We start from the raw sequence: 19,219 nt of genomic DNA, 5'->3' as shown, positions 1-19,219 counted from the left end.
AGGGGCTACGGCAGCAGTGGGCGCAGGAAACTGCGCTCGTAGCTGATGATGAACTTCTTCTGCACCAGTGATTCCACCAGCGCCGTACTTTCCGGGTCGGTCAGCGCGATGTGCCGGTAGCTTTCGTAATCGGTCAGCGATGGAAAGCTGAACAGGCAATAAGCGATGTCGCTCGCGCCCTCGGAGGGCAGGAAATAGCCGTGATGAGTGCCGCCCAACCGCTCGACGATGCCCAGCCAGGCCTTGGCGTAGGCCTCGAATTCGGTCAGTTGGTATGGATCGATCACGTATCGCACATGGCAGGTAATCACGTTTGAAGCTCCTTGTTCAGGTCATTGCGCGATGGCAGTACCGACCTTGTCCGACGCCGACCAGATGCGGTAACGCACCTCGACATCCTTCGGGGCGTAGATCACCAGCGGCAGCTTGCTGTTGTAGCGCAGCATGAAGCCGTCACCGACCACCGGGACAAAGGCGCGCTTCTTCTGGCTGCCGGGCGGGCAGGCCATCAGAGTGCTCATCGGGCCGATGACTTTCTCCAGGCGGTAGAACGGGTAACCCCAGCCTTCGAGGTTTTTTTCGTCCAGAGCACCGCCCAGACGCTGGCGATTGCAGTCGACTTCCAGGGTCTTGCCGGCGAGCACTTCGACCTGGAGGTTTTCTTCCTGATCCTGCTTGGGCAAGTAGATAACCTGACGGGTAAAGCCGTTTTCCGCCTTGGGATACGGCGCGACGTCTTCGAGCTTGGCCGCGTGGGCGAGGGTGGACAGGCCGGCTACGAACAGACCGATTGTCGCGCGAGCGCGTAAAGAACCCATGAAAGCCTCCTGGCGGGTGTAGGGTGGATGACGGGCATTCTCACTGTCATCAGCGGTGAATGCAAACCGGCGTCGACTTGCAAATTGCAGTGCCGAAGTGGGCCTATCTTGCATTTTGCAACTGGCTAACTAATGGCCACGGCGCCAAGTGCTTGATTTATCGAGGGTCAAAATGACCCGATGAAAGGCATGCTTTATGCGTCTATTTGATGCGGCGCACCGGGTTCGGGCGCCTACAATCCAAGAGGCATTTCGCAGTACAACCGTTTGTCGCACCAGGGAATCAGCGGGGACACACCCGTGCAGGCGCAGCAAAAGCGGTCAACGTGAAGAGTTGATTGGCAGTTTCATCAATAAGGAGAGGTTCACCATGTTTCTGTCTGCCTTGGAACTACGCAATATCATTGAAAGCAGTTTTCTGCCTAAACGCTGCCAGTGCACGCTGTCGCCAGACTTGTCGATGACCGTCAAGGTATTCGGCGATCACCAGACTGACCAGGTTGATCTACATGTCAGCGGTATCGACGCCAGCCATTTGAATGGCTGTCGCGAAATCAATGAGTTGATCGCCGGGTTGCGCTCGGATCTGACCAAACAGACCACGAGCACGCATTACAGCCCTCGATCCAGAGCGGTTTAACTCACCGTTTCACCCAGTTCGACCGTCACGCGCCGGGCCTGCACAAAGCCAAGGCCCAGCGCGAACTCGACCAGCACCGCGAGCAGAATCCCGGGGCCGGCATGGCCGTTTAGCCATTCGCCAAAACCCAGCACCGCCAAACCAAAACAACCGACGATAAACCCGTTGCTCAGGGCGTTGCGCCCCAGCGACGGCGGCGCGTTGCGCACCAGATAGAACATCACCCCCAACGCCGCAAAGAGCACCGCACTGCGCCGCGCAACAAAGCCGGCAGCGCTCGAATACTCAATGCTCCAGATCGCCAGCAACACCTCCGGGAAAAAGCCCCAGGCCAGCGCCAGTACAAAACACAACGAAGAGGTGATGATCGACAACGTGCGAAACGACAACTGCATGGCGAGTCCCTGCGGCAGTGAGGAGAGGCCCGAGCATAACCCGCGAACCCTCCAGCGCCTACCGCAAAGCCGCAAATCAGAGCCTTCTGTCAGTTCTGGTCGCTACAGGCATCAGACATTTTCCGGTAGGTGATTTCCTCCGGCTTGCCGGCATTGTCGATGTACTTCATGTCAGCGGTCACGACCTTGCACTGGCGAGTGGGCTGCTCGGTCATGGAAATCACTTTGTTGACGTGCAACGGCATGCCGTACTGGTAAGGAACGGGCTTGGTGGCCGCGGTGGTGTCATTGGCCTGAGCCAGACCGGCGAACGCGGTGCAGGCGAGGGCGGAGGTAAGCAACAGCGTGCGAATGTTCATGAATCGGACTCCCGTGCGACGGAATGAGCGTTCGGCGCAATACGGCCAAACCTGCCGCACTCGGCGCCAGCCAAGGGCTGAGGTGTGCGGTTCAGTACAGTCTTGGACTGCGGCGTTAAGCGATGGTTAACCTGGCTGAACGCCGGCTGTCAGGCAGAGGGATGATTTCTCTGGGATGCGGGGCCGATTCCTACAAGGGCAGATGCCTTGTCTGCTTTCGGCGATTGGAGTGGGGCGGTTATGGTTTGGCGTCGCTGCAAAATCAGCGACTTAGGTTTGGTCACCTAAAATAACAGCCCTCACAAGTGTGCCATTATTCGCTCCGTGGACATCTATGTCCTCGAAGTGCATTGCAGTGGCGGCTGTGTGCAGGGTCGCCTTCGGGCGTGCTGAGTTGGGTTGTTCTCGGTTGACCAAACCTGCGCACAGTCCGCCTCCCCATCGATTGGTCACGGTGTCGGCGGTTACTTACAACCTAATCGAGTAACTCCAATGCCAATCCTGAAATTAAGCTCCGCCCGCTACCTCCCGCTCAACAGCGGCGTCACCGACAGCGCACCGCTGGTCATCGACACCCAAGCCAACCCGAAAGACCTCTTCGAAGCCGCCGTGCAACGCATCCGCGCCGCTGCCGACCTGCTCGAAACCCTGCACTGCCTGTGCTTCAAACACGCCGACGTCCAGGACATTCCCCACATCACACATGCGCTGTACCTGCTGACGCAGGATGGCAGCGATTTGCTTCAGGTTGCGCAGCAGAAAATGCTGAACTGGCAGGCGCCGGTTTGATGCTGTAAGTAAAAAGCGGAAGGAGTGAGGCATCAATGCACTTCACTCTTTCCGCTTTTTCTATACGCGACTTCCGAATTCCGTGGGAGAACTTCGAACTAGTTTCCAAGCTTGTCAGGGAAAAAGGAGAGAGGTGGGTGAGAGTCCTTCCACTCTTTTGCCACAGTTTTCGACTTTTCAATTTGGTCCGGCGTCATTTTTTCGGCGATTTTTTCGATTTTTTGTTCCGCGTATTCTCTGACTCCGCCATTGCCATCTAACTCTTTCAGAAGGGAGAATAGCGCATAGCCTTTTACGATATCTAGTGGATAACCAACCTTGTCTGGAGTGTGTGAAATATAAGCCCCATAATTGCTCACCGCCTCTTGGTCGCCAGTTTCAGCTGCGACTTCAAGCCAATGGCGAACACTTTCCATGTTTCCTTCTTCGTATAGAATTTCAAGATGATCGTTCATTGCTTTTGGATAACCACCTTCAGAAGAAAGCTTTAACCAGTTTCGAACGGATGCTTCCCGTTTTCCTGGAATAAAAAAGTACCCTCTCCCTTGTCGTTCACCCACGGCCATCCAATATTGCGCGAGAGGATAACCAGCACGCGCGGACTTTTCTAACCATTCGCGATCCAGTGTCACTTCGTACATTAAATACAAAGACTCGGGATCACCTTCATTGGCTTTTGGAAATGTTAAGTCTTTGGCTTTTTCAACCCATTCAGCCGGACTTTTCTCGCTTGAGGGGCAATTTTTCATTTGTTGACAGAGGTCGTGGCTACTTCGCCCCAGCTGGATCATCGCATAAATGTTGCCGTTATTTGCAACTGCTTCATACCAGTGTTGCGCTTCGGAAGTCATATAGCGATTGTGCTTCCTTAGAGCCTCACCCAAGTAATACTGTGACTCCACGTTTCCCGATTGTGCTTCCTTTTCCAGCTCGGAGATGGCTGAGATAATTTTAAGCTGGTTATACAAGCTCACGCCTAAAGTTGGCCCGCTTGCTTGTGGGGTTGCCAAGCTGGTCGCAGCATAGGCGGCAATGGTTAATGCCAAAACAAGGTGGCGTATCAGCAGCACTGGTGTTAGTTACCTAGTTTGTCAGGAAAGAAAGAGAGTGGCGGGTGGGTGGCTTTCCACTCCTTTGCCACGGCTTTTGACTGTTCAATCTGCTCGGCAGTCATCTTGCTTCCAATCTCTTCGAGTGTATCCTGCACGAAGTCCTGAATGGCACCGCCCCCATCCAACTCTTTCAGTAGACTGATTAGGGCATAACCCTTGACTTGATCCAATGGGTAACCAACTTGGTCAGGCGCATGGGCAATGTAAGAGGCATAGCTACTGATTGCTTTTTGATCTCCCGTTTCAGCTGCGGCTTGAAGCCAATGTCGAACCCCCTCAAGATCACCTTTTTTATAAAGAATCTCAATGTAGTCCATCATCGCTTTAGAGTTTCCACCTTCTGAAGACATTTTCAACCAACGGCTAACGGCCTGCTCGCGGCTTCCCGGTATAAGGAATAAACCCTCACCCTGTCGATCACCGATGGCCATCCAGTATTGTGCAGGCGCGTAGCCTGCATTTGCAGATTTTTCTAACCAGTCACGATCGAATGTTATTTCGTACATCAGATATAAGGATTCTGGATCTCCTTCATTTGCTTCCTTTATAATCTTGTCTTTGGCCTCTTTTAACCACTCGGCGCTTGAATGCTTGCTAGGGGCGCAATTATTCATTTTTTTACAGAGGTCGTTATCCTGTCGGCCTAGCTGAATCATTGCAAATACGGACCCATTATTTGCGGCTTCTTCATACCAACCTTGAGCTTCATTGGTCATAAAGCGATTCCGCTTTCGTAGAGCTTCGCCTAAATAGTATTGAGAATCTACATTTCCAGCTTTGGCCTCTTTTTCTAGTTGCGGAATAGCGGCGTCGATTTTCAGTTGATTGTATAAAATTATCCCGAGGCTCTGGCTGGAGCCCTGTTGGATATTTGAGTTTAAGTTGTTCGTTTCGGTGCTTTGAGCTTGTAGGGGCGCAAAAAGCAGTATTATTAGCAATAGGATTGGATTGGAAATCTTCATTTTTTTTGCAATGCTCATTAGTAGCTTCTAAGGAACGGTGACGCGCCGCTACTGGAGTAGCTAGGACGAGGGATGAAATTTCTTTGGCAATACTCCGAAAGGTTTGCGCCGAGAAGTTTCACGTGTTTTTTGTAACGGTCTCTCGCGCTATTGCTTTGTTTGTCTAGTAAATTCTGAGCGCCCTCTGCCATAAAGCTATCCAGAGCAAATCGATTCTTGCAGTAGTCTTGCTCTGAGTCTGTGGTCTTTATCCCAAACTCATTCATAGACATACATGCTATCTCAAACTGACTTTGTGCTTTGTCAATCGTGTTGCTCTTTTCTGCATTTTTAACTATCCAACCTAGAATTCGCTCAATTGCTTTCTGCTGAAGCGCATGAGCTTCCGATTGCGAATATGTTCGTTTTGACCCTTCGCTATTTACAGTAAATGCTTCAGGTGGGCTAATTAGCGTTCTAAGTAGTGGGCCCAATGCACTAGGGATTGCGTTAATACACCAATCTTCTAGCTCGCTCTGGTTGCCGTACTCAACAACCGCATCCGCGATCGCCCCCCCCTTGCCGCTCCGAGTCAACGCTTGATACAGACTCATCACAACATCCCAACGCATCATGTACGCCATCGCCACATTCAACCCAGCAGCGCCCAATGCGTTGAGCGCTGAAGCATATTCGCTCGCTTCAGGGTCCATCCATTCGACTTTACGGCCTTTGGTTTTATGCAGTTCTTTGCGATACAAGTTGATGATGTCAACCACCGCCTCATAACCAATCTCGAACTTAAAGCTGCCGTTAGCACCTGGGCCCAGCACTACCGCAGCCTTCAGATTGAGAATAAAGCGGCCCTTATCCACAGAAATTTGTGCCGTTCCCTGGAATCCTGCGCCCAGCGCAACCCCCACAGACCCACTCAACTTGGCAAGGGTTAGCCATGGATTGGCTTTTTTCGCGTCTTTATCGCTGCCGATACCCATCGTTGGTGCGGTGCGCAGGGCGACCAGTTCTTTAGGTGGTGCCCAGTTCAGTGCGCCGCTGAGTTCGATGGCGGCTTGCAAGCCTCCGAAAACATTGAAAGTCGCTTTCGCTCCGTTTTCGATCTGGACATTGGCGGCACGCCCGGTCAGCACTTGGTCTGTGCTTTTGGTGCTGGCAACGGTGCCGGATTTGGACTTGTGTTCAAGATCGGGAGTAGGGCTGTTGTCGCCGCTGTCGGCTTTGGCTTTCTTGGCCGCGTCGTGATCTGCACGTTCTTCTTTGGCTGAGGCGTCTTCTCGCTGTGCGCGTTTGACCGGGCTGAGGGAGGCGCCGTATTTGACGTTGCCGAGGATGGGGCTCAACTCCACGCTGCCGGCTAGCAGCAACGATGCTCCGGCGTAGCCCCATGCCTTCACACCAAAGTGGAAGGAGAAGCGGCCGAAATTCATTTTTTGCGGGCTGCCGTCCAGCAAGTAATCAAGCGTAATGTCTTGAGCACTGGCTTTGGCAGGCATGTCGACTTTCAACAACTGAACTTCGCCACGGGCCAGGTCCAGGCTCAATCCCATCTCGCCAGATATCTGGAAGCCCTCGGCGGCAGACATTTTCGGGCCTTCGAGCTTCACTTCACCGTGAATGCTTGGCTGTGGCGGCGTCAGGCAGCGAACCAATTGCGCCTGGGGACTGGCATCAAAAAGCCTAACTTTGCCGCGCACACTTTTCTTGAACACCAGTTGCTGAAGGTGATTGCCCCAGTTGGTCAGCGCCGCGTCGTCCTCCAGCTCAGTGACCTCATAGCCTTGCTTTTTCAAGTAAGCATAAAAGTCTTTGGCTTTGAACCAGCCTTTTCCATCAAAACAGTCGCCGACTTGATCGCTGAACTTAATGGCGCCCTGATCTAGAAGCCATTGGCGGAACGAATTGATTTCACTGTTTTTAGCGGAGCCTTCAGTTGCGTCCGCGGGCAAACTTTGAGTGACCTTTTTTACTGAGCCGGCCGCTTTTTTTGAATCCTCTTTCATGATCTTTTTTGCGTCTTTCAGGTTCGCCATGCTGAACCAGCTCAAGGGCGTGCCTTTGGCGTCAGAAAGACTGACTTCACGCAGCGGAAAGCCCGGTTTCACCATGCGGTCCACCGGTTTTGGCTGGAACTCTTCCGGTTCCCAAACCAGAAAACGCCCTGGTTTGCTAGTGCTGACATTACTTTGGGCTGTGGCCTGAAGGTCGTCTTTTATTTTTTGCAGGCGATCCCATTCGGTACGTTCCGCATCAACCAGGCCTGCTGGCGCTTGGGCATTCTGGCCTGTTGCCTCGATCCAGCGCTTGTATTTCTCCTGAAGCTGAGCTGTAACTTCCGCCTGCTTTTTCTCGGTATCCAAGTACAGTTTGAACTTCTCGATACCCGATGGAAGGCCGTCACTAATCAAAGCGAATTCTGGAAGTGCGATGCCGTACTCAGACGCTTTGATAATGGATTCAGTGTAGGCATGGTAATCAAGCGCATCGGCGTTTTTGTAGAGCGTATAAACATAGCCGACGAGATCGGCGGTGCAGTCATTCATGCCGCTGCAGATGTTTTCGTAACTTTTCTTCTTTTCCGCCAAGGCTTTGGCAACGTCTTCCAGCGGAACCTGCTTGAAGTCTTTGTTGCCTAGGAGTTTTTTGCGAGCCTCCAGATAAGCTTGCACGCGTGCGCGTGCTTCGATCGCCTCTTTGGAGTAGAGCGAGCCGCTTTCGTAGGTGTAGCCTTCTAGCTTCGCAGCCGCTACCGCTTCTTTTTTTAGCGCATGCCACTCAGCTCTTCGCTTGTAAAAATCGGCATAGGCGTTGTGGACGTCTTGCTGAGTAGCTAGATCTGCCGTTAGACGGTCCATACGCGATTGCGCGGTGTCCTCTAGCGGGGACTGCGCAGGAGCCGTTGCCGGTTTGTTTCCGTTAGCTTCGTTTTGCCTCTTTTTGGCGGTGGCGGGATCGATTTCGATCTCATCCCCCATCGCTTCAAATTCTTCCATGCGCGTACGCTTCGCACCCGTGAGGAAGTTGCTCAACTTGGGTTCAAGGAAGTATTCCAGCAAACCCGATTCCTGCAGCCCGTTCAGACGTGCATCACGTGGTTTGCTGGGGGCAATCATTTTATCCAGCGCGAACATCGATTCTTTGATGGCAGACTTTGCCCGCTCAGGGAGCAGCCAGAACTCCTGCTCCTCGGTGGCATAAATCGCGCTGGCAAACTTTTTAGAACACGGAGGTGCGTGGGGTTTGAAGGTCTTTGAGCTCTGATCCGGAGTGTCCTTGACCGGATCCAGTTCAACCAGATCCTCAGCGGAACACTGAGTGGCGGCTTCCGGGGTCGCCTGCGCAGGCGCTTGAGGCGCTACGGGTGATTGAGCGGCAGGCGCAGCGGTCGCTTGCGTGCTTTTAGGTACGCTCAGGTTCCATCCGACTTTGACGTTGTTCGGATTGGTAATGAAGGGGTTGAGTTGGCGAATTTGCGCCACGGTGCTGTTGTAGCGCGAGGCTATCTGGCTCAGGGTTTCGCCGGGCATGACGGCGTGATTCGTGATTTCCATGGTGATTCCGTTCTGTTGTCGCGTCGCCGTTAACGTTGGGCGACGGCGGCTGATTCCAGGAGCCGATCTACTTTGATAAACGACTCGTCCTTTGATTGCAGGATCGCCATGATCTCCGGCTGTGTTTCAAACAGTGGGCCGTTCACGGCATGACCAAGCTTGAGCAGGTGATCACCTTCATAGATGTTGCTCTTGAGCAGAAGGTCGAGGTTGTCGGCGATATCGTTCAGACGATCATCATTCGGTTCTTCAAAAGCTGTGTATTCCTCATCCACCCAATACAGCCAGCCGAGGCGCGCCTGAACTTGCGCGGCCGCTTCGGGAAGGTTGAATGGCGCTTTGTCACCTGGCCATGTCGTTTCTTTGTTGGCTATCCAGGCTAACCATGGACCACGCTGTGCGCCAAAGTTCTTTGGCGCGGGGGAGTAAACGGCGCTCCAGCAGCCCAGTAACTGATCAAAGGTTTTATCAGCGGTGTAGGCCAATGCTGCCCACAGGCTTGGTTTGTGGTAACTCAACAAACTCTGCCCCCCAGAACCGTCGTTAGCTCTGAGGAGCCAGCGTGCGTGAGCCAAGGCTTTTTCCGGGTCGTGTGTTGAGATTGCAATTCCCGAAAAGTGTTCCTCACAAAGTTTTGTCGCTTCTGCGGCCAGTTTGCTAGCTCTGGGGGCGAGCAACCACAACGGCCCCTCAGGAATCTCTGCGAAGTCAGTACCGAAGAACAGCCCTTGGGAAACAATGGGTTCACCGACTCGATAGAGCCGGCTCAAGGCTTGCGGCTGGAGGCCCTGATCGATGATGAAGCACAGCGATTCGCTTGCAGCCGGCAGATCCGAGAAGTTGTAGCGAGGCTCTGCCAAGAGAGCGCTCAGCGCTTTTACATGCATGTGCAATCCTTACGGCTGCAAGCGCCGTTACTCTGTTTGCCGCACAACGGTGTGATGCCTGATTCATTGAGACGAGCGGGGAGCGGTGCTTTACCCGCCTTATCCGCATCCGCCACTTTCATCGGCCCCGGCAGCAATGGCGCTGCCGGCGTACCTACGCCCGGTGCGCCGCCAGTGTTGATCTTCACCTCGGCGCCGCTGATGGTCACGCCACCGGCGTCGACCTTGACGAAGCTGCCGCCGGCTTTGGCGGTCAGTTCCATTGCGCCTTCGACTACGACCTTCTGGCCGGCGTAGTAATGGATTTCGCTGCCGGCTTCGACGAATTGCGCTGTGCCCACCTTGAGGTGCTGGGTGACAGCAACGGTCAGGTGATCATCCGCCCGCATTTCACTGACACGATTCAAATGGGTGATGCGGTGCTCTTCGACTCTGAATTCGCTGTAGGCATTGGCCCCAACCGTGTCATGCCGCTCATTGCCCACGCGGATCTTCTGGTCGTGCTCGATGTTCTCGTCCCAGTCGCGCTGAGCGTGGATGTAGATCTGCTCGACGCCCTTTTTGTCTTCGATGCGGAACTCGTTATAGCCCTTGCCGCCCGGTGAGCTCAGGGTCTTGAAGGTGCTGCGGGTTTTGTTCGCCGGCAGGTCGTAGGGGACGACGTTTTCCTTGTGGTAGAGGCAGCCGGTGACGAGTGGCTGGTCGGGGTCGCCTTCGAGGAAGGTGACGAGGACTTCCATGCCGATGCGCGGGATGGCGATGCCGCCGTAGGCGGCGCCGGCCCAGCCGCTGGCGACGCGCAGCCAGCAGGTGGTTTTGTCGTCGGCCTGACCGTCGCGGTCCCAGTGGAACTGGACCTTGATGCGGCCGTACTGGTCGCAGTGGATTTCTTCACCTTTAGGGCCGGTGACGACGGCGGTCTGGCTGCCGAGGACTTTGGGTTTCAGGTGTTCAAGGGCAGGGCGGTAGTGCGCGTCCCATGGGGTGGCGAGGAAGCTGTTGCGGTAGCCCTGGTGGAAATCGCTTTTGTTGTCGGTGACGTCGCTGGTGACGTTTTCGCCGAGTACCTGCGGTTGTTTGCCTTCGTGGAATACTTCCAGCAGCAGCCACAAGTCGTTCCATTCGCCGCGCGGGTGTTCGGCCAGGGTCAGGAAGTGGCCGCTGGTCAGGATCGGTTCATCACCTTTGCCTTCGGCGAGTTTGTAGTCGCTGCGATGGCGTTCGAGGGCGCGGGTCGAGAGGAATTTACCGCGCTCGCGGGTGGTGAAGCGACCGGGGTAATCGTAGTCTTCGAGGTCCGGGGCGAACTCGGACTTGACCGCGCCTTCGGGCAGGATCTTCGGTTTTTCGAAATCGTAATCACGGCGGCTGACGCGGGTGGTGCGGGTTTCCAGGCGCAGGTTGAAGCGTTTGATCACCGGTTTGTCGGCGCTCATGCCGGAGTCTTGCTGGTAGCTCACGGCCTTGAGTTTGCGGAACACCGTCTGATCGTCGCCGAACACCAGTTTGTGGCCGCTGCTGCTGTGCTGGAAATGGAAGTGGATGCCTTCCTCTTCGCACAGGCGCTGGATGAAGTGCAGGTCGGACTCGTCGTACTGCACGCAGTAATCGCGTTGCGGGTACTCGGCGCCAAGCTGGAAGCTGTAGGCGTCGGCCAGAATGCCGCGATCCTCCAGCACCTGGGCGATGATCTTCGGTACGGTGAGATTCTGGAAAATCTGCTGGTCATGGTTGTGCTGCAGATAAGCCAGCTGCGGTACCAGACTGATGCTGTAACGGGTCAGGGTCTTGCCGGAATCGCCTTGCTCGATGCGGTACACCAGGCCGTGGATCTTGCCTTCGCCGGTGGCGCCAAAAGTCAGTACGCCGGGCTTGTGCAGCAGCTCTTCGAGTTTGAGGTCGGGGCGGGCGCTGACCAGTTCGAGGTCGAAACGGAAAGGCTCGTTGAGGGCTTCGCGACCGGTGAAGCTCAGCACTTGCAGGTCGGCGGAGGCGCCTTCGAGCGTAAGGGTAATGTGGGTAGCGTTGGCGTCCAGCATGCCTTGAATTCCGTCCGTTGAATAAGCAGGTGACGGATGATGGAGGATTAAACCGCCTCGTTCAAGGCGCAAATGCCGTAGGCACGGGCTCCGCGGCGCATGGGGGAAACCCTTAGACAGGTGGTTTGGCCTAATGAAACCGGGCGCTTCGCCGTCTCGAGCCACTGGTCGACGCGCGGCTTGAGCCCATCTCGGGCTGAAGAATAGCCGGTCAGTTTCAGACTAAAGTCGCCTTCAACCCATCAAAGCCATCTGCCATCATTGCCCTTCACCCCTGCGTGTCCACTTCTTCCCGGCTCTTTATTGACCCGGGACGGGAGCTATTTTTCTGGCTAACTGCGCCCCGGCGCAAACGCTGTACTGTTGGAGTTTTTCATGCGTCCCCCATTTCCCCTCATCACCCCGCGCCAGTCGTTTGGCTTCGGAGCCGTTGTGCTGTGCGCAGGTTTTGCCGCACAGGCTCAGGCCAGTGGTTTTCTCGAAGACACCACGGCGAAAATCGAATCGCGCACGGTGTATTTCAACCGCGATTTCCGTGATGGGCACACCGCCAGCGACCAGGGCGCTTCCAAGCGTGAAGAGTCGGCGCAGGGTTTCATTCTCAATCTGCAATCGGGCTACACCGAAGGCACGGTCGGCTTCGGTCTCGATGCGCTGGGCATGCTCGGTTTTCAACTCGATTCCAGCCCCGATCGCAGCAACAGTGGCTTGCTGCCGTCCAGCGGCGAGAACCCGCGCGGCTCCAAGGGCCAGTACGCGAAAATGGGCCTGACCGCCAAGGTCAAGGTCTCGGACACGGTGTTGAAGTACGGTGCGCTGCTGCCGGATCTGCCGCTGCTCAAGTACAACGACGGTCGTCTGCTGCCGACCATGTTCAACGGCGCCATGCTGACCTCCAAAGAGGTGAAGGACCTGACCTTCATGGCGGCGCGCCTGGACAAGTACACCGCGCGCGATTCCACTGATTCGCAAGACATTCGCGTGCACTGCAAGAACAAGCGCTACGCCTGCAACATCACTGCCGACCATTTCGACATGTACGGCTTCGACTACAAGATCAACGATCGCCTGACCGCGCAGTATCACTACGCGGAACTGGAAGACATCTACCGCCAGCACTTCATTGGTTTGCTCGGCAATCAGCCGTTGGGCGACGGTGTGCTGAAGGCCGATCTGCGCGTGATCAAGAGTGCCGACAGCGGCGCCGAGCGAGCCGGTTCGATCGACAACCGTGCGTTGAGCGGCATGCTTTCGTACGGCATCAGCGGCCACAACTTCAGCGCCGGCTGGCAGCGCATGAACGGCGATAATTCGATGCCGTACCTCGATGGCAGCAATCCGTATCTGGTCAACTACGTGCAGGTCAACGACTTCGCGGCGGCGCAGGAGCGCTCCTGGCAACTGCGTTACGACTATGACTTCAAGGCCATCGGCATCAATGGCCTGAGTTTCCTGACCCGCTATGTGAACGGTGACCATATCAAGGTCCCGGGCAGCGATCAGGCAGGCAAAGAGTGGGAACGCGACAGCGAGCTGAAGTACGTGATCCAGACGGGCACGTTCAAGGATGTCAGCCTGCGCCTGCGCAACGCGACTTACCGCACCAACTATGAGAAGTTTGCGCGGGATGTGGATGAGACCCGGTTGATTGTGAGTTACAACTTTTCGGTGTTGTAACCCATAGAACTGTGGCGCCAGATCAATTACTTTCGCGAGCAGGCTCGCTCCCACAGGGGGACCTTCAGTGGACACAGGCTATGTGTCCGACGCAGATCTCAATGTGGGAGCGAGCCTGCTCGCGAAGGCGTCTTTGCAGTCAGCGCTACAACCAATGCCAGAACCGGCTCCAGAAGCCGCGATTCAGGTCTTCCTTGCACCCGGCATACTGCCGCGCATACACGTCGGACCGCGCCTGCACCTTGCGTGCAGTAGGCATCAGCCAGGCCTTGCCGGCGTAGGTCTTGTTGCGGAAACCACCCCAGCCTTCGTGGTAGTTGAGGTACTGGTTATAGGCGTCGTATTTGTACACGCCGTTGATCGAGGTGGTCTTGTCCATGTACCAGCCAACGAAGTCGATAGCGTCGTCGAAGTCTTCGCGGTCGGCACCGTGTCGGCCGGTGCTTTTCTGGTAATCGGACCACACTTCATCCTTGGCCTGCGCGTATCCCGATGCCGTTGTAACCCGACCCCACGGGATCACCCACAACAGGTATTTGCGTGGCGTCTTGGCGTCGTAACGATAGCCGGACTCTTGATACATGATCGCGAAGGGTACCTGGATCGGGACGCCCCAGCGCTTCTGCGTGACTTGTGCCGCGTCGTACCAATCGCTTTTCTCGCGGAAGATTTCGCAGATGTCTTCAGGCGAGCGGGGCGGCGAGGTGCCGCAGCCGCTGAGTAATCCCGCCAGTATCAAAAGTCCCGCCGTGCGCCCCGAAATCAAACCGTCATCCCCATGCGTGCAAAAAGGGCGACAGTCTACGCGCTCAGTTCAACTGGTGACGATAGGGCAAATCCGGACCGGTCTTGCTGCACGTAAGGGCGGCCGCCTGTACGGCAAACCTGAGCATCGCGTCGATCTGCTCGCGGCTGAGTTGTTGCACACCCTCAACCGAGTCCAGCCCTTGCTCGGTCAGCCAAGTGATCAATGCCGCCTGGAAGGTATCGCCAGCACCGACGGTATCGGCGATCTTCACTGAACACGCTGGCACCGACCACGAACCATGCGCGCGGCTGAATGCGGTCGCGCCTTCACCGCCACGGGTCAGGAACACTACCTGGCAGCGATGCTGCAGCCAGCCTTCGATGACCCGCTGTGGGTCTTGCTCGGGGTACAGCAAGCTCAGGTCTTCATCGCTGACCTTGATCATGTCGGCCAGTTGCACCAGGGTCGCCACGCGCTCGCGCCACAGGTCGATGTTCGGCTCGGGGTTGAGGCGCACGTTAGGGTCGAGGGTGATCAGGCGCTTGCCGCTTTCGCGCTGCACCAGGGTCAACAGGGTGTCGGCAATCGGCTGCACCACCAGCGAGAACGAGCCGATGTGCAGACCGCGCACTTGCGCGTCCAGCTGTGGCAGATGCGCAACACTCAACTGGCGATCAGCGCAGCCTTCACCGCGAAAGCTGTAGTGCGGCGAGCCATTGGCGCCGACCGCGACCATCGCCAGGGTGGTGGGCGCGGCGAAGTCCACCAGGTAGTCCGGGCGCACACCTTCTTCGCGCAACACTTGCTGCAAACGCCGGCCCAGATAATCCGTGGACAGCCCGGCAAACAGCGCTGAATCCACACCCAAGCGGCGCAGACCGACGGCGACGTTGAACGGCGAGCCGCCGGCAATCGCCTTGAAATTCACTTTTGAGGCCAGACCGCTGGCATCGTCTTCGCTGAAGAAATCGAACAGGGCTTCGCCACACACCAAATACATAATTGTTTGCTCTTTATAGGGTTGCGACATGCTGTTGATAGCGTGCATAGGCCTGCTGGAGCGCCGCGACATTGGCCGCAACCGGCAGGGTTTCGCTGCTCAGATCAAGCTTCACGCAGCGCTCGCACAGGGTCGAAAGGGTGTCTTCGTGGCCGTTCGACCATGACTTGCACCATGCTGCCTGAATCGCGGCGCCAAGGGCTGCAGCTTCGCTTTGTTCGGTGCAGATCACCGGGGTGTTCATGATGTCGGCGACGATCTGCCGCCACACCGCGCTGTTGGAGCCGCCGCCGATCAGGCAAATGCTGCGGCTTTGTAAACCATTGTGGCGCAACAGATCCAGCCCATAACGCAAACCGAACGTGGTGCCTTCGACCACGGCGCGACACAAGTTGGCCTGGGTCAGGTTGCTCAGGGTCAGGCCGTGCAGGCTGCCGGTGGCATGGGGTAGGGCGGGGACACGCTCGCCATTGAAGAACGGCAGCATGCTCACGCCTTCGGCGCCGATGGGCGCTTGGGCGACGAGGTCGTTGAACTGTTCGAGATCAAGTTCGAACAGTTCGCGGATCGCACCGGTGGCGTTGGTCAGGTTCATGGTACAGATCAAAGGCAGCCAGCCACCGCTGGAGGAGCAGAACGTCGCGACCGAGGCGTCCGGGCTGACCTTCGGTGTCTCGGCGTAGGCATACACCGTGCCGGAGGAGCCGAGGCTCATGGTGATCGCTCCCGGCTGGATGTTGCCGGTGCCGATTGCGCCCATCATGTTGTCGCCACCGCCGCTGGCGACCAATGCATTTGGGTTGAGGCCGAGCTGTTCGGCAATCGCCGGTAGCAGGGTGCCGACCGCCTGATGCGCGTCGATTAGCTCCGGCAACGCCGCTTGCAGGCGCCCCGTGGCGTCGATGTCGCGCAATAGTTGCAGGTCCCACTGACGGCTGCGTACGTTGAAATAACCGGTGCCTGAGGCGTCGCCGTACTCGCTGCAGGCGCGGCCGGTGAGCCAGAAGTTCAGATAGTCGTGGGGCAGCAGGATGCGTGCGATTCGCGAGAACAGCGCCGGGTGCTGTTCCTTGGTCCACAGCAGTTTGGACACGGTGTAGCCCGGCGCGATGACCACGCCGAGGCGCTCCAGCGAACCTTTTTCGCCGCCCAGGTGTTTGAGCAATCGGTCGTTCTCGTCAGCGGTTTCGGTGTCGCACCACAGCTTGGCCGGGCGCAGCACCTGGCCCTGGTCGTCGAGCAGGACCAGACCGTGTTGCTGGCCTGAGACGCCGATGCCGAGGATCGCCTGACCGTCGACATGGGCCGCGAGCAAGGCGCGGCGAGTGGCGAGCGCAAAGGCGTCCAGCCACTGTTGAGTGTCTTGTTCGCGGCGGCCGTTGGCGCTGCTGATCATCGTGTGCGCAGCGGCGCCCTGGCCGAGCACCTCGCCGCTGATGGCATCGAGGATGATCGCCTTGGTGCCCTGGGTGCCGCAGTCGATGCCGAGGAAGAGTTGTCGGGTTGTCACAGTGAGGTCCTCAGGGTGTCAGGTCTGCCAATATGAGGCCGCCATTCGCGAGCAGGCTCGCTCCCACATTTTGAAATGCGTTCCCCTGTGGGAGCGGGCTTGCTCGCGAAGGCGTCAGTCGTCTCAGCGCTGGACTCAGGCCAACACCCGCTCCAAAGTGCGCGTCACACCCACCTCCCGCAAGCTGTTGCAGCACCATTCGAACGCCGCAACAAACTCCGCCGAACGTGGAATCGCCGTGCCGAAAATCTCCTCAACCGCCAGCAAACGCTGGGTGATCAACGCATCATCGGCCACCAGCCCCTGACAAAACGCCGCGCGTGGATCGGGAATCGAATAGGTATCGCCATTCTCGTCCACACCCTTCAAGTACCGCGCCCAGGCCGCCACCACCAGCGCCGCGCGTTTGGTCTCACGGCCGTCGGCAATCAAGCGATTGATCGTCGGAATAGTGAACTTGGGAAACTTCGACGAGCCGTCCGAGCACACCCGTTCCAGTTGATCGGCAATCGCCTGATTGGAGAAACGCGCCACCAACGTGTCTTTGTAGTCGGTCAGGTCGATGCCTGGCACCGGCGCCAGTTGCGGGGTGACGTCGAGGTCCATATAGGCGCGCATGTAGCGCACGAACAGCGGGTCGTTCATGGTTTCGTGGACGAAACGATAGCCCTTCAGAAAGCCCAGGTAGGTCAGCGCCAGGTGGCTGCCGTTGAGCAGTTTGATCTTCATTTCTTCGTACGGCGAAACGTCATCGGTGAACTGCACGCCGACCTGTTCCCAGGCCGGGCGACCGTTGACGAATTTGTCTTCCAGCACCCACTGCACAAACGGCTCGCAGACCACCGGCCAGGCATCGTCCACCGCGTGTTTGTCGGCCAGTTGCAGGCGATGCGCGGTGCTGGTCATCGGCGTGATGCGGTCGACCATGGCGTTGGGGAAGCTGACGTTCTGCTCGATCCAGTCGCGCAGACCCGCGTTTCGCAGAGTGGCAAAGGCCAGCAGCGCCTTGCGGGTCACTGCGCCGTTGTGCGGCAGGTTATCGCAGGACATGATCGTGAACGCCGGAGTGCCTGCGCCACGGCGCTTTTCCAGCGCTGCGCAGAGAAAGCCGAACACGGTTGTCGGTGTGTCCGGGTGCCTGAGGTCGAGCTGGATTTGCGGCAGGTGCGCCATGAACTCGCCGTTGCTGTCGTCGATGCAGTAACCGCCCTCGGTGATGGTCAGCGAGACGATGCGGATCTGCGGATCGGCGAGTTTGTCGATCAACGCCTGTGCGCCGTCTTCGGCCAGGAGCATGTTGCGAATCGCGCCGATCACGCGGACTTCGGTGTCATCGCTGTCGCCGAGTTCGAACAGGGTGAACAGGTAGTCCTGCTCCTTGAGGTCGTCGCGGGCGCGACGGTCTTCAGCGCGCAGGCCAACCCCGCAAATCGCCCAGTCCAGTGCCTGGCCGGTATTCATCAGCGCATCGGTGTAATACGCCTGATGCGCGCGGTGGAAGCCGCCAACGCCAATGTGCGCGATGCCCTGGCGGGTGTCGCTGAGGCCGTAGGCCGGCAGTTGCACTTCAGGGGCAAGGCGGTGCAGGTTGTGTCTGTTCAGTTTCATCGGGCAAGTCTCGCAATTCAGGCCGCGGCGCGCAGCGGGCGGGTCAGCGCCACGCCGTCAGCGTCGAACAGGTGGCAATGGCTGGCGTCCAGGTGCAGGTTCAGTTGTTCGCCGTAGCGGCTCGCCAGATCCCCGCGCACGCGCATGGTCAAGGCTTCGCCGGCGTTGGTGGTGACGTGGCAGAAGGTGTCGCTGCCCAGCCGTTCGCTGACGTCGGCGGTGACTTGCAGGGTGCAGTCGCCCGGTTGAGCCAGTTCCAGATGTTCCGGGCGAATGCCCAGGGTCACGGCGCTGCCAACGCTAAGGTTTGCCGCGTTGAACGGCAGGGTGATGCGCGTTCCGGCATCCAGCGAGACTTCGCAGCTCTGGCCATCGACACGAGCGATCTGACCCTTGAGGAAACCCATTTTCGGTGTGCCGAGGAACCCGGCGACGAACAGGTTGGCCGGGTTGTGATAGAGGTCCAGCGGCGAGCCGACCTGTTCGATCTTGCCGCCATTGAGCACCACGACCTTGTCGGCCATGGTCATCGCTTCCACCTGGTCGTGGGTCACGTAGATCATGGTCGCCTGCAGGTCCTTGTGCAGGCGCAGCAGCTCCAGACGCATCTGTACCCGTAAAGCGGCGTCGAGGTTGGACAGCGGTTCGTCGAACAGGAAGATCTTCGGATTGCGCACGATCGCCCGGCCGATGGCGACACGCTGGCGCTGCCCTCCGGACAATTGCTTTGGCTTGCGCTCCAGCATCGGCCCGAGTTCGAGAATGCGCGCCGCTTCGCCGACTTTTTTCTCGACTTCGGCTTTCGGCACGCCCGCCAGATCAAGAGCGAACGACATGTTTTTCTTCACGGTCATGTGCGGGTACAGCGCGTAGGTCTGGAACACCATCGCCAGATCGCGCTTGGCCGGGCTGACCTCGGTAATGTCGCGGCCATCGAGTTCGATGGTGCCGCCGCTGACTTCTTCCAGGCCGGCAATCAAGCGCAGCAGGGTAGATTTGCCACAGCCCGATGGACCGACGAAGACCACGAATTCCTTGTCGTTCACCTCAAGGTCGATGCCCTTGATGATGGAGAAACCTTCGAAGCCTTTTTGCAGATTCTTGATTTTCAGGTTGGCCATGAGGGGCCT

Annotated in this window: 17 protein-coding genes; 3 read left to right on the top strand and 14 right to left on the bottom strand. The window is 57.4% G+C overall.

Annotation, left to right across the window (positions count from 1 at the left end; genetic code table 11):
* Positions 1-5: 5 nt before the first annotated feature.
* Together AC1UK9_RS14860 and eco are read right to left on the bottom strand one after the other, a co-directional pair.
* Entirely contained in the window at positions 6-311 is a 306-nt protein-coding gene (locus AC1UK9_RS14860; RefSeq protein WP_482577819.1) for an NIPSNAP family protein, read from the bottom strand.
* 21 nt (positions 312-332) lie between these two features.
* Positions 333-818 carry a serine protease inhibitor ecotin gene (gene eco / locus AC1UK9_RS14855; protein ID WP_473015852.1) on the bottom strand — a complete coding sequence of 162 codons (486 nt, stop codon included), beginning with the start codon at positions 816-818 and terminating at the stop codon, positions 333-335.
* A 370-nt stretch (positions 819-1,188) separates the two neighbouring features.
* On the opposite strand from eco, the gene AC1UK9_RS14850 reads away from it, so the two are divergent.
* Complete coding sequence (locus AC1UK9_RS14850) at positions 1,189-1,458, top strand: DUF1652 domain-containing protein (RefSeq protein WP_025109574.1); 270 nt, start codon at positions 1,189-1,191, stop codon at positions 1,456-1,458.
* Here the strand turns inward: AC1UK9_RS14850 and AC1UK9_RS14845 are convergent.
* Together AC1UK9_RS14845 and AC1UK9_RS14840 are read right to left on the bottom strand one after the other, a co-directional pair.
* Positions 1,455-1,853: a hypothetical protein gene (locus AC1UK9_RS14845; RefSeq protein WP_025109575.1), complete on the bottom strand. Its 399-nt coding sequence runs from the start codon at positions 1,851-1,853 to the stop codon at positions 1,455-1,457. The genes AC1UK9_RS14850 and AC1UK9_RS14845 overlap by 4 nt on opposite strands.
* An 89-nt stretch (positions 1,854-1,942) precedes the next feature.
* Complete coding sequence (locus tag AC1UK9_RS14840; protein ID WP_473015851.1) at positions 1,943-2,212, bottom strand: DUF2790 domain-containing protein; 270 nt, start codon at positions 2,210-2,212, stop codon at positions 1,943-1,945.
* A 492-nt stretch (positions 2,213-2,704) separates the two neighbouring features.
* Between AC1UK9_RS14840 and AC1UK9_RS14835 the strand changes: the two genes are divergently transcribed.
* On the top strand, positions 2,705-3,001 hold the full coding sequence (locus AC1UK9_RS14835) for a hypothetical protein (RefSeq protein WP_025109577.1): 297 nt from the start codon (positions 2,705-2,707) through the stop codon (positions 2,999-3,001).
* A gap of 98 nt (positions 3,002-3,099) precedes the next feature.
* On the opposite strand, the gene AC1UK9_RS14830 is transcribed toward AC1UK9_RS14835, so the two are convergent.
* The 5 genes from AC1UK9_RS14830 to AC1UK9_RS14810 are packed head-to-tail and all read right to left on the bottom strand — an operon-like array spanning position 3,100 to position 11,546.
* Entirely contained in the window at positions 3,100-4,071 is a 972-nt protein-coding gene (locus AC1UK9_RS14830; RefSeq protein WP_482577818.1) for a tetratricopeptide repeat protein, read from the bottom strand.
* Between the two features lie 5 nt (positions 4,072-4,076).
* Complete coding sequence (locus tag AC1UK9_RS14825) at positions 4,077-5,093, bottom strand: tetratricopeptide repeat protein (RefSeq protein WP_482577817.1); 1,017 nt, start codon at positions 5,091-5,093, stop codon at positions 4,077-4,079.
* A complete protein-coding gene (locus AC1UK9_RS14820) occupies positions 5,093-8,620 on the bottom strand; it encodes a LysM peptidoglycan-binding domain-containing protein (RefSeq protein WP_482577816.1) in 3,528 nt (1,175 codons plus the stop codon). Before AC1UK9_RS14820 ends, AC1UK9_RS14825 begins: the two co-directional genes overlap by 1 nt.
* A gap of 29 nt (positions 8,621-8,649) precedes the next feature.
* Positions 8,650-9,507, bottom strand: a complete 858-nt coding sequence (locus AC1UK9_RS14815) for a DUF4123 domain-containing protein (protein ID WP_482577815.1) — start codon at positions 9,505-9,507, stop codon at positions 8,650-8,652.
* On the bottom strand, positions 9,498-11,546 hold the full coding sequence (locus AC1UK9_RS14810) for a type VI secretion system Vgr family protein (RefSeq protein WP_482577814.1): 2,049 nt from the start codon (positions 11,544-11,546) through the stop codon (positions 9,498-9,500). The genes AC1UK9_RS14815 and AC1UK9_RS14810 overlap by 10 nt, the downstream gene beginning before the upstream one ends.
* A 375-nt stretch (positions 11,547-11,921) precedes the next feature.
* Here AC1UK9_RS14810 and AC1UK9_RS14805 point away from each other — a divergent pair, with 375 nt between their 5' ends.
* The gene (locus AC1UK9_RS14805) at positions 11,922-13,223 is read left to right on the top strand and encodes an OprD family porin (protein WP_482577813.1); all 1,302 of its coding nucleotides are present in this window, start codon (positions 11,922-11,924) and stop codon (positions 13,221-13,223) included.
* 145 nt (positions 13,224-13,368) lie between these two features.
* Here AC1UK9_RS14805 and AC1UK9_RS14800 read toward each other — a convergent pair whose 3' ends face one another.
* The 5 genes from AC1UK9_RS14800 to AC1UK9_RS14780 form a co-directional block, all read right to left on the bottom strand.
* A complete protein-coding gene (locus tag AC1UK9_RS14800) occupies positions 13,369-13,989 on the bottom strand; it encodes a transglycosylase SLT domain-containing protein (protein ID WP_025109584.1) in 621 nt (206 codons plus the stop codon).
* A gap of 43 nt (positions 13,990-14,032) precedes the next feature.
* Positions 14,033-14,971, bottom strand: a complete 939-nt coding sequence (locus AC1UK9_RS14795; RefSeq protein WP_482577812.1) for a carbohydrate kinase family protein — start codon at positions 14,969-14,971, stop codon at positions 14,033-14,035.
* Between the two features lie 13 nt (positions 14,972-14,984).
* Positions 14,985-16,481, bottom strand: coding sequence for a xylulokinase (gene xylB, locus AC1UK9_RS14790; RefSeq protein WP_482577810.1), 1,497 nt, complete (start codon positions 16,479-16,481; stop codon positions 14,985-14,987).
* A gap of 135 nt (positions 16,482-16,616) precedes the next feature.
* Entirely contained in the window at positions 16,617-18,089 is a 1,473-nt protein-coding gene (locus tag AC1UK9_RS14785; protein WP_482577808.1) for a mannitol dehydrogenase family protein, read from the bottom strand.
* Positions 18,090-18,106: 17 nt separating this feature from the next.
* On the bottom strand, positions 18,107-19,210 hold the full coding sequence (locus tag AC1UK9_RS14780; protein ID WP_025109588.1) for an ABC transporter ATP-binding protein: 1,104 nt from the start codon (positions 19,208-19,210) through the stop codon (positions 18,107-18,109).
* Positions 19,211-19,219: the final 9 nt, after the last annotated feature.

This window comes from Pseudomonas sp. AK-TSAG1-1 (assembly GCF_056821665.1).
The sequence above is the reverse complement of the archived record's forward strand: the minus strand, read 5'-3'. Positions and strand labels throughout refer to the sequence as shown.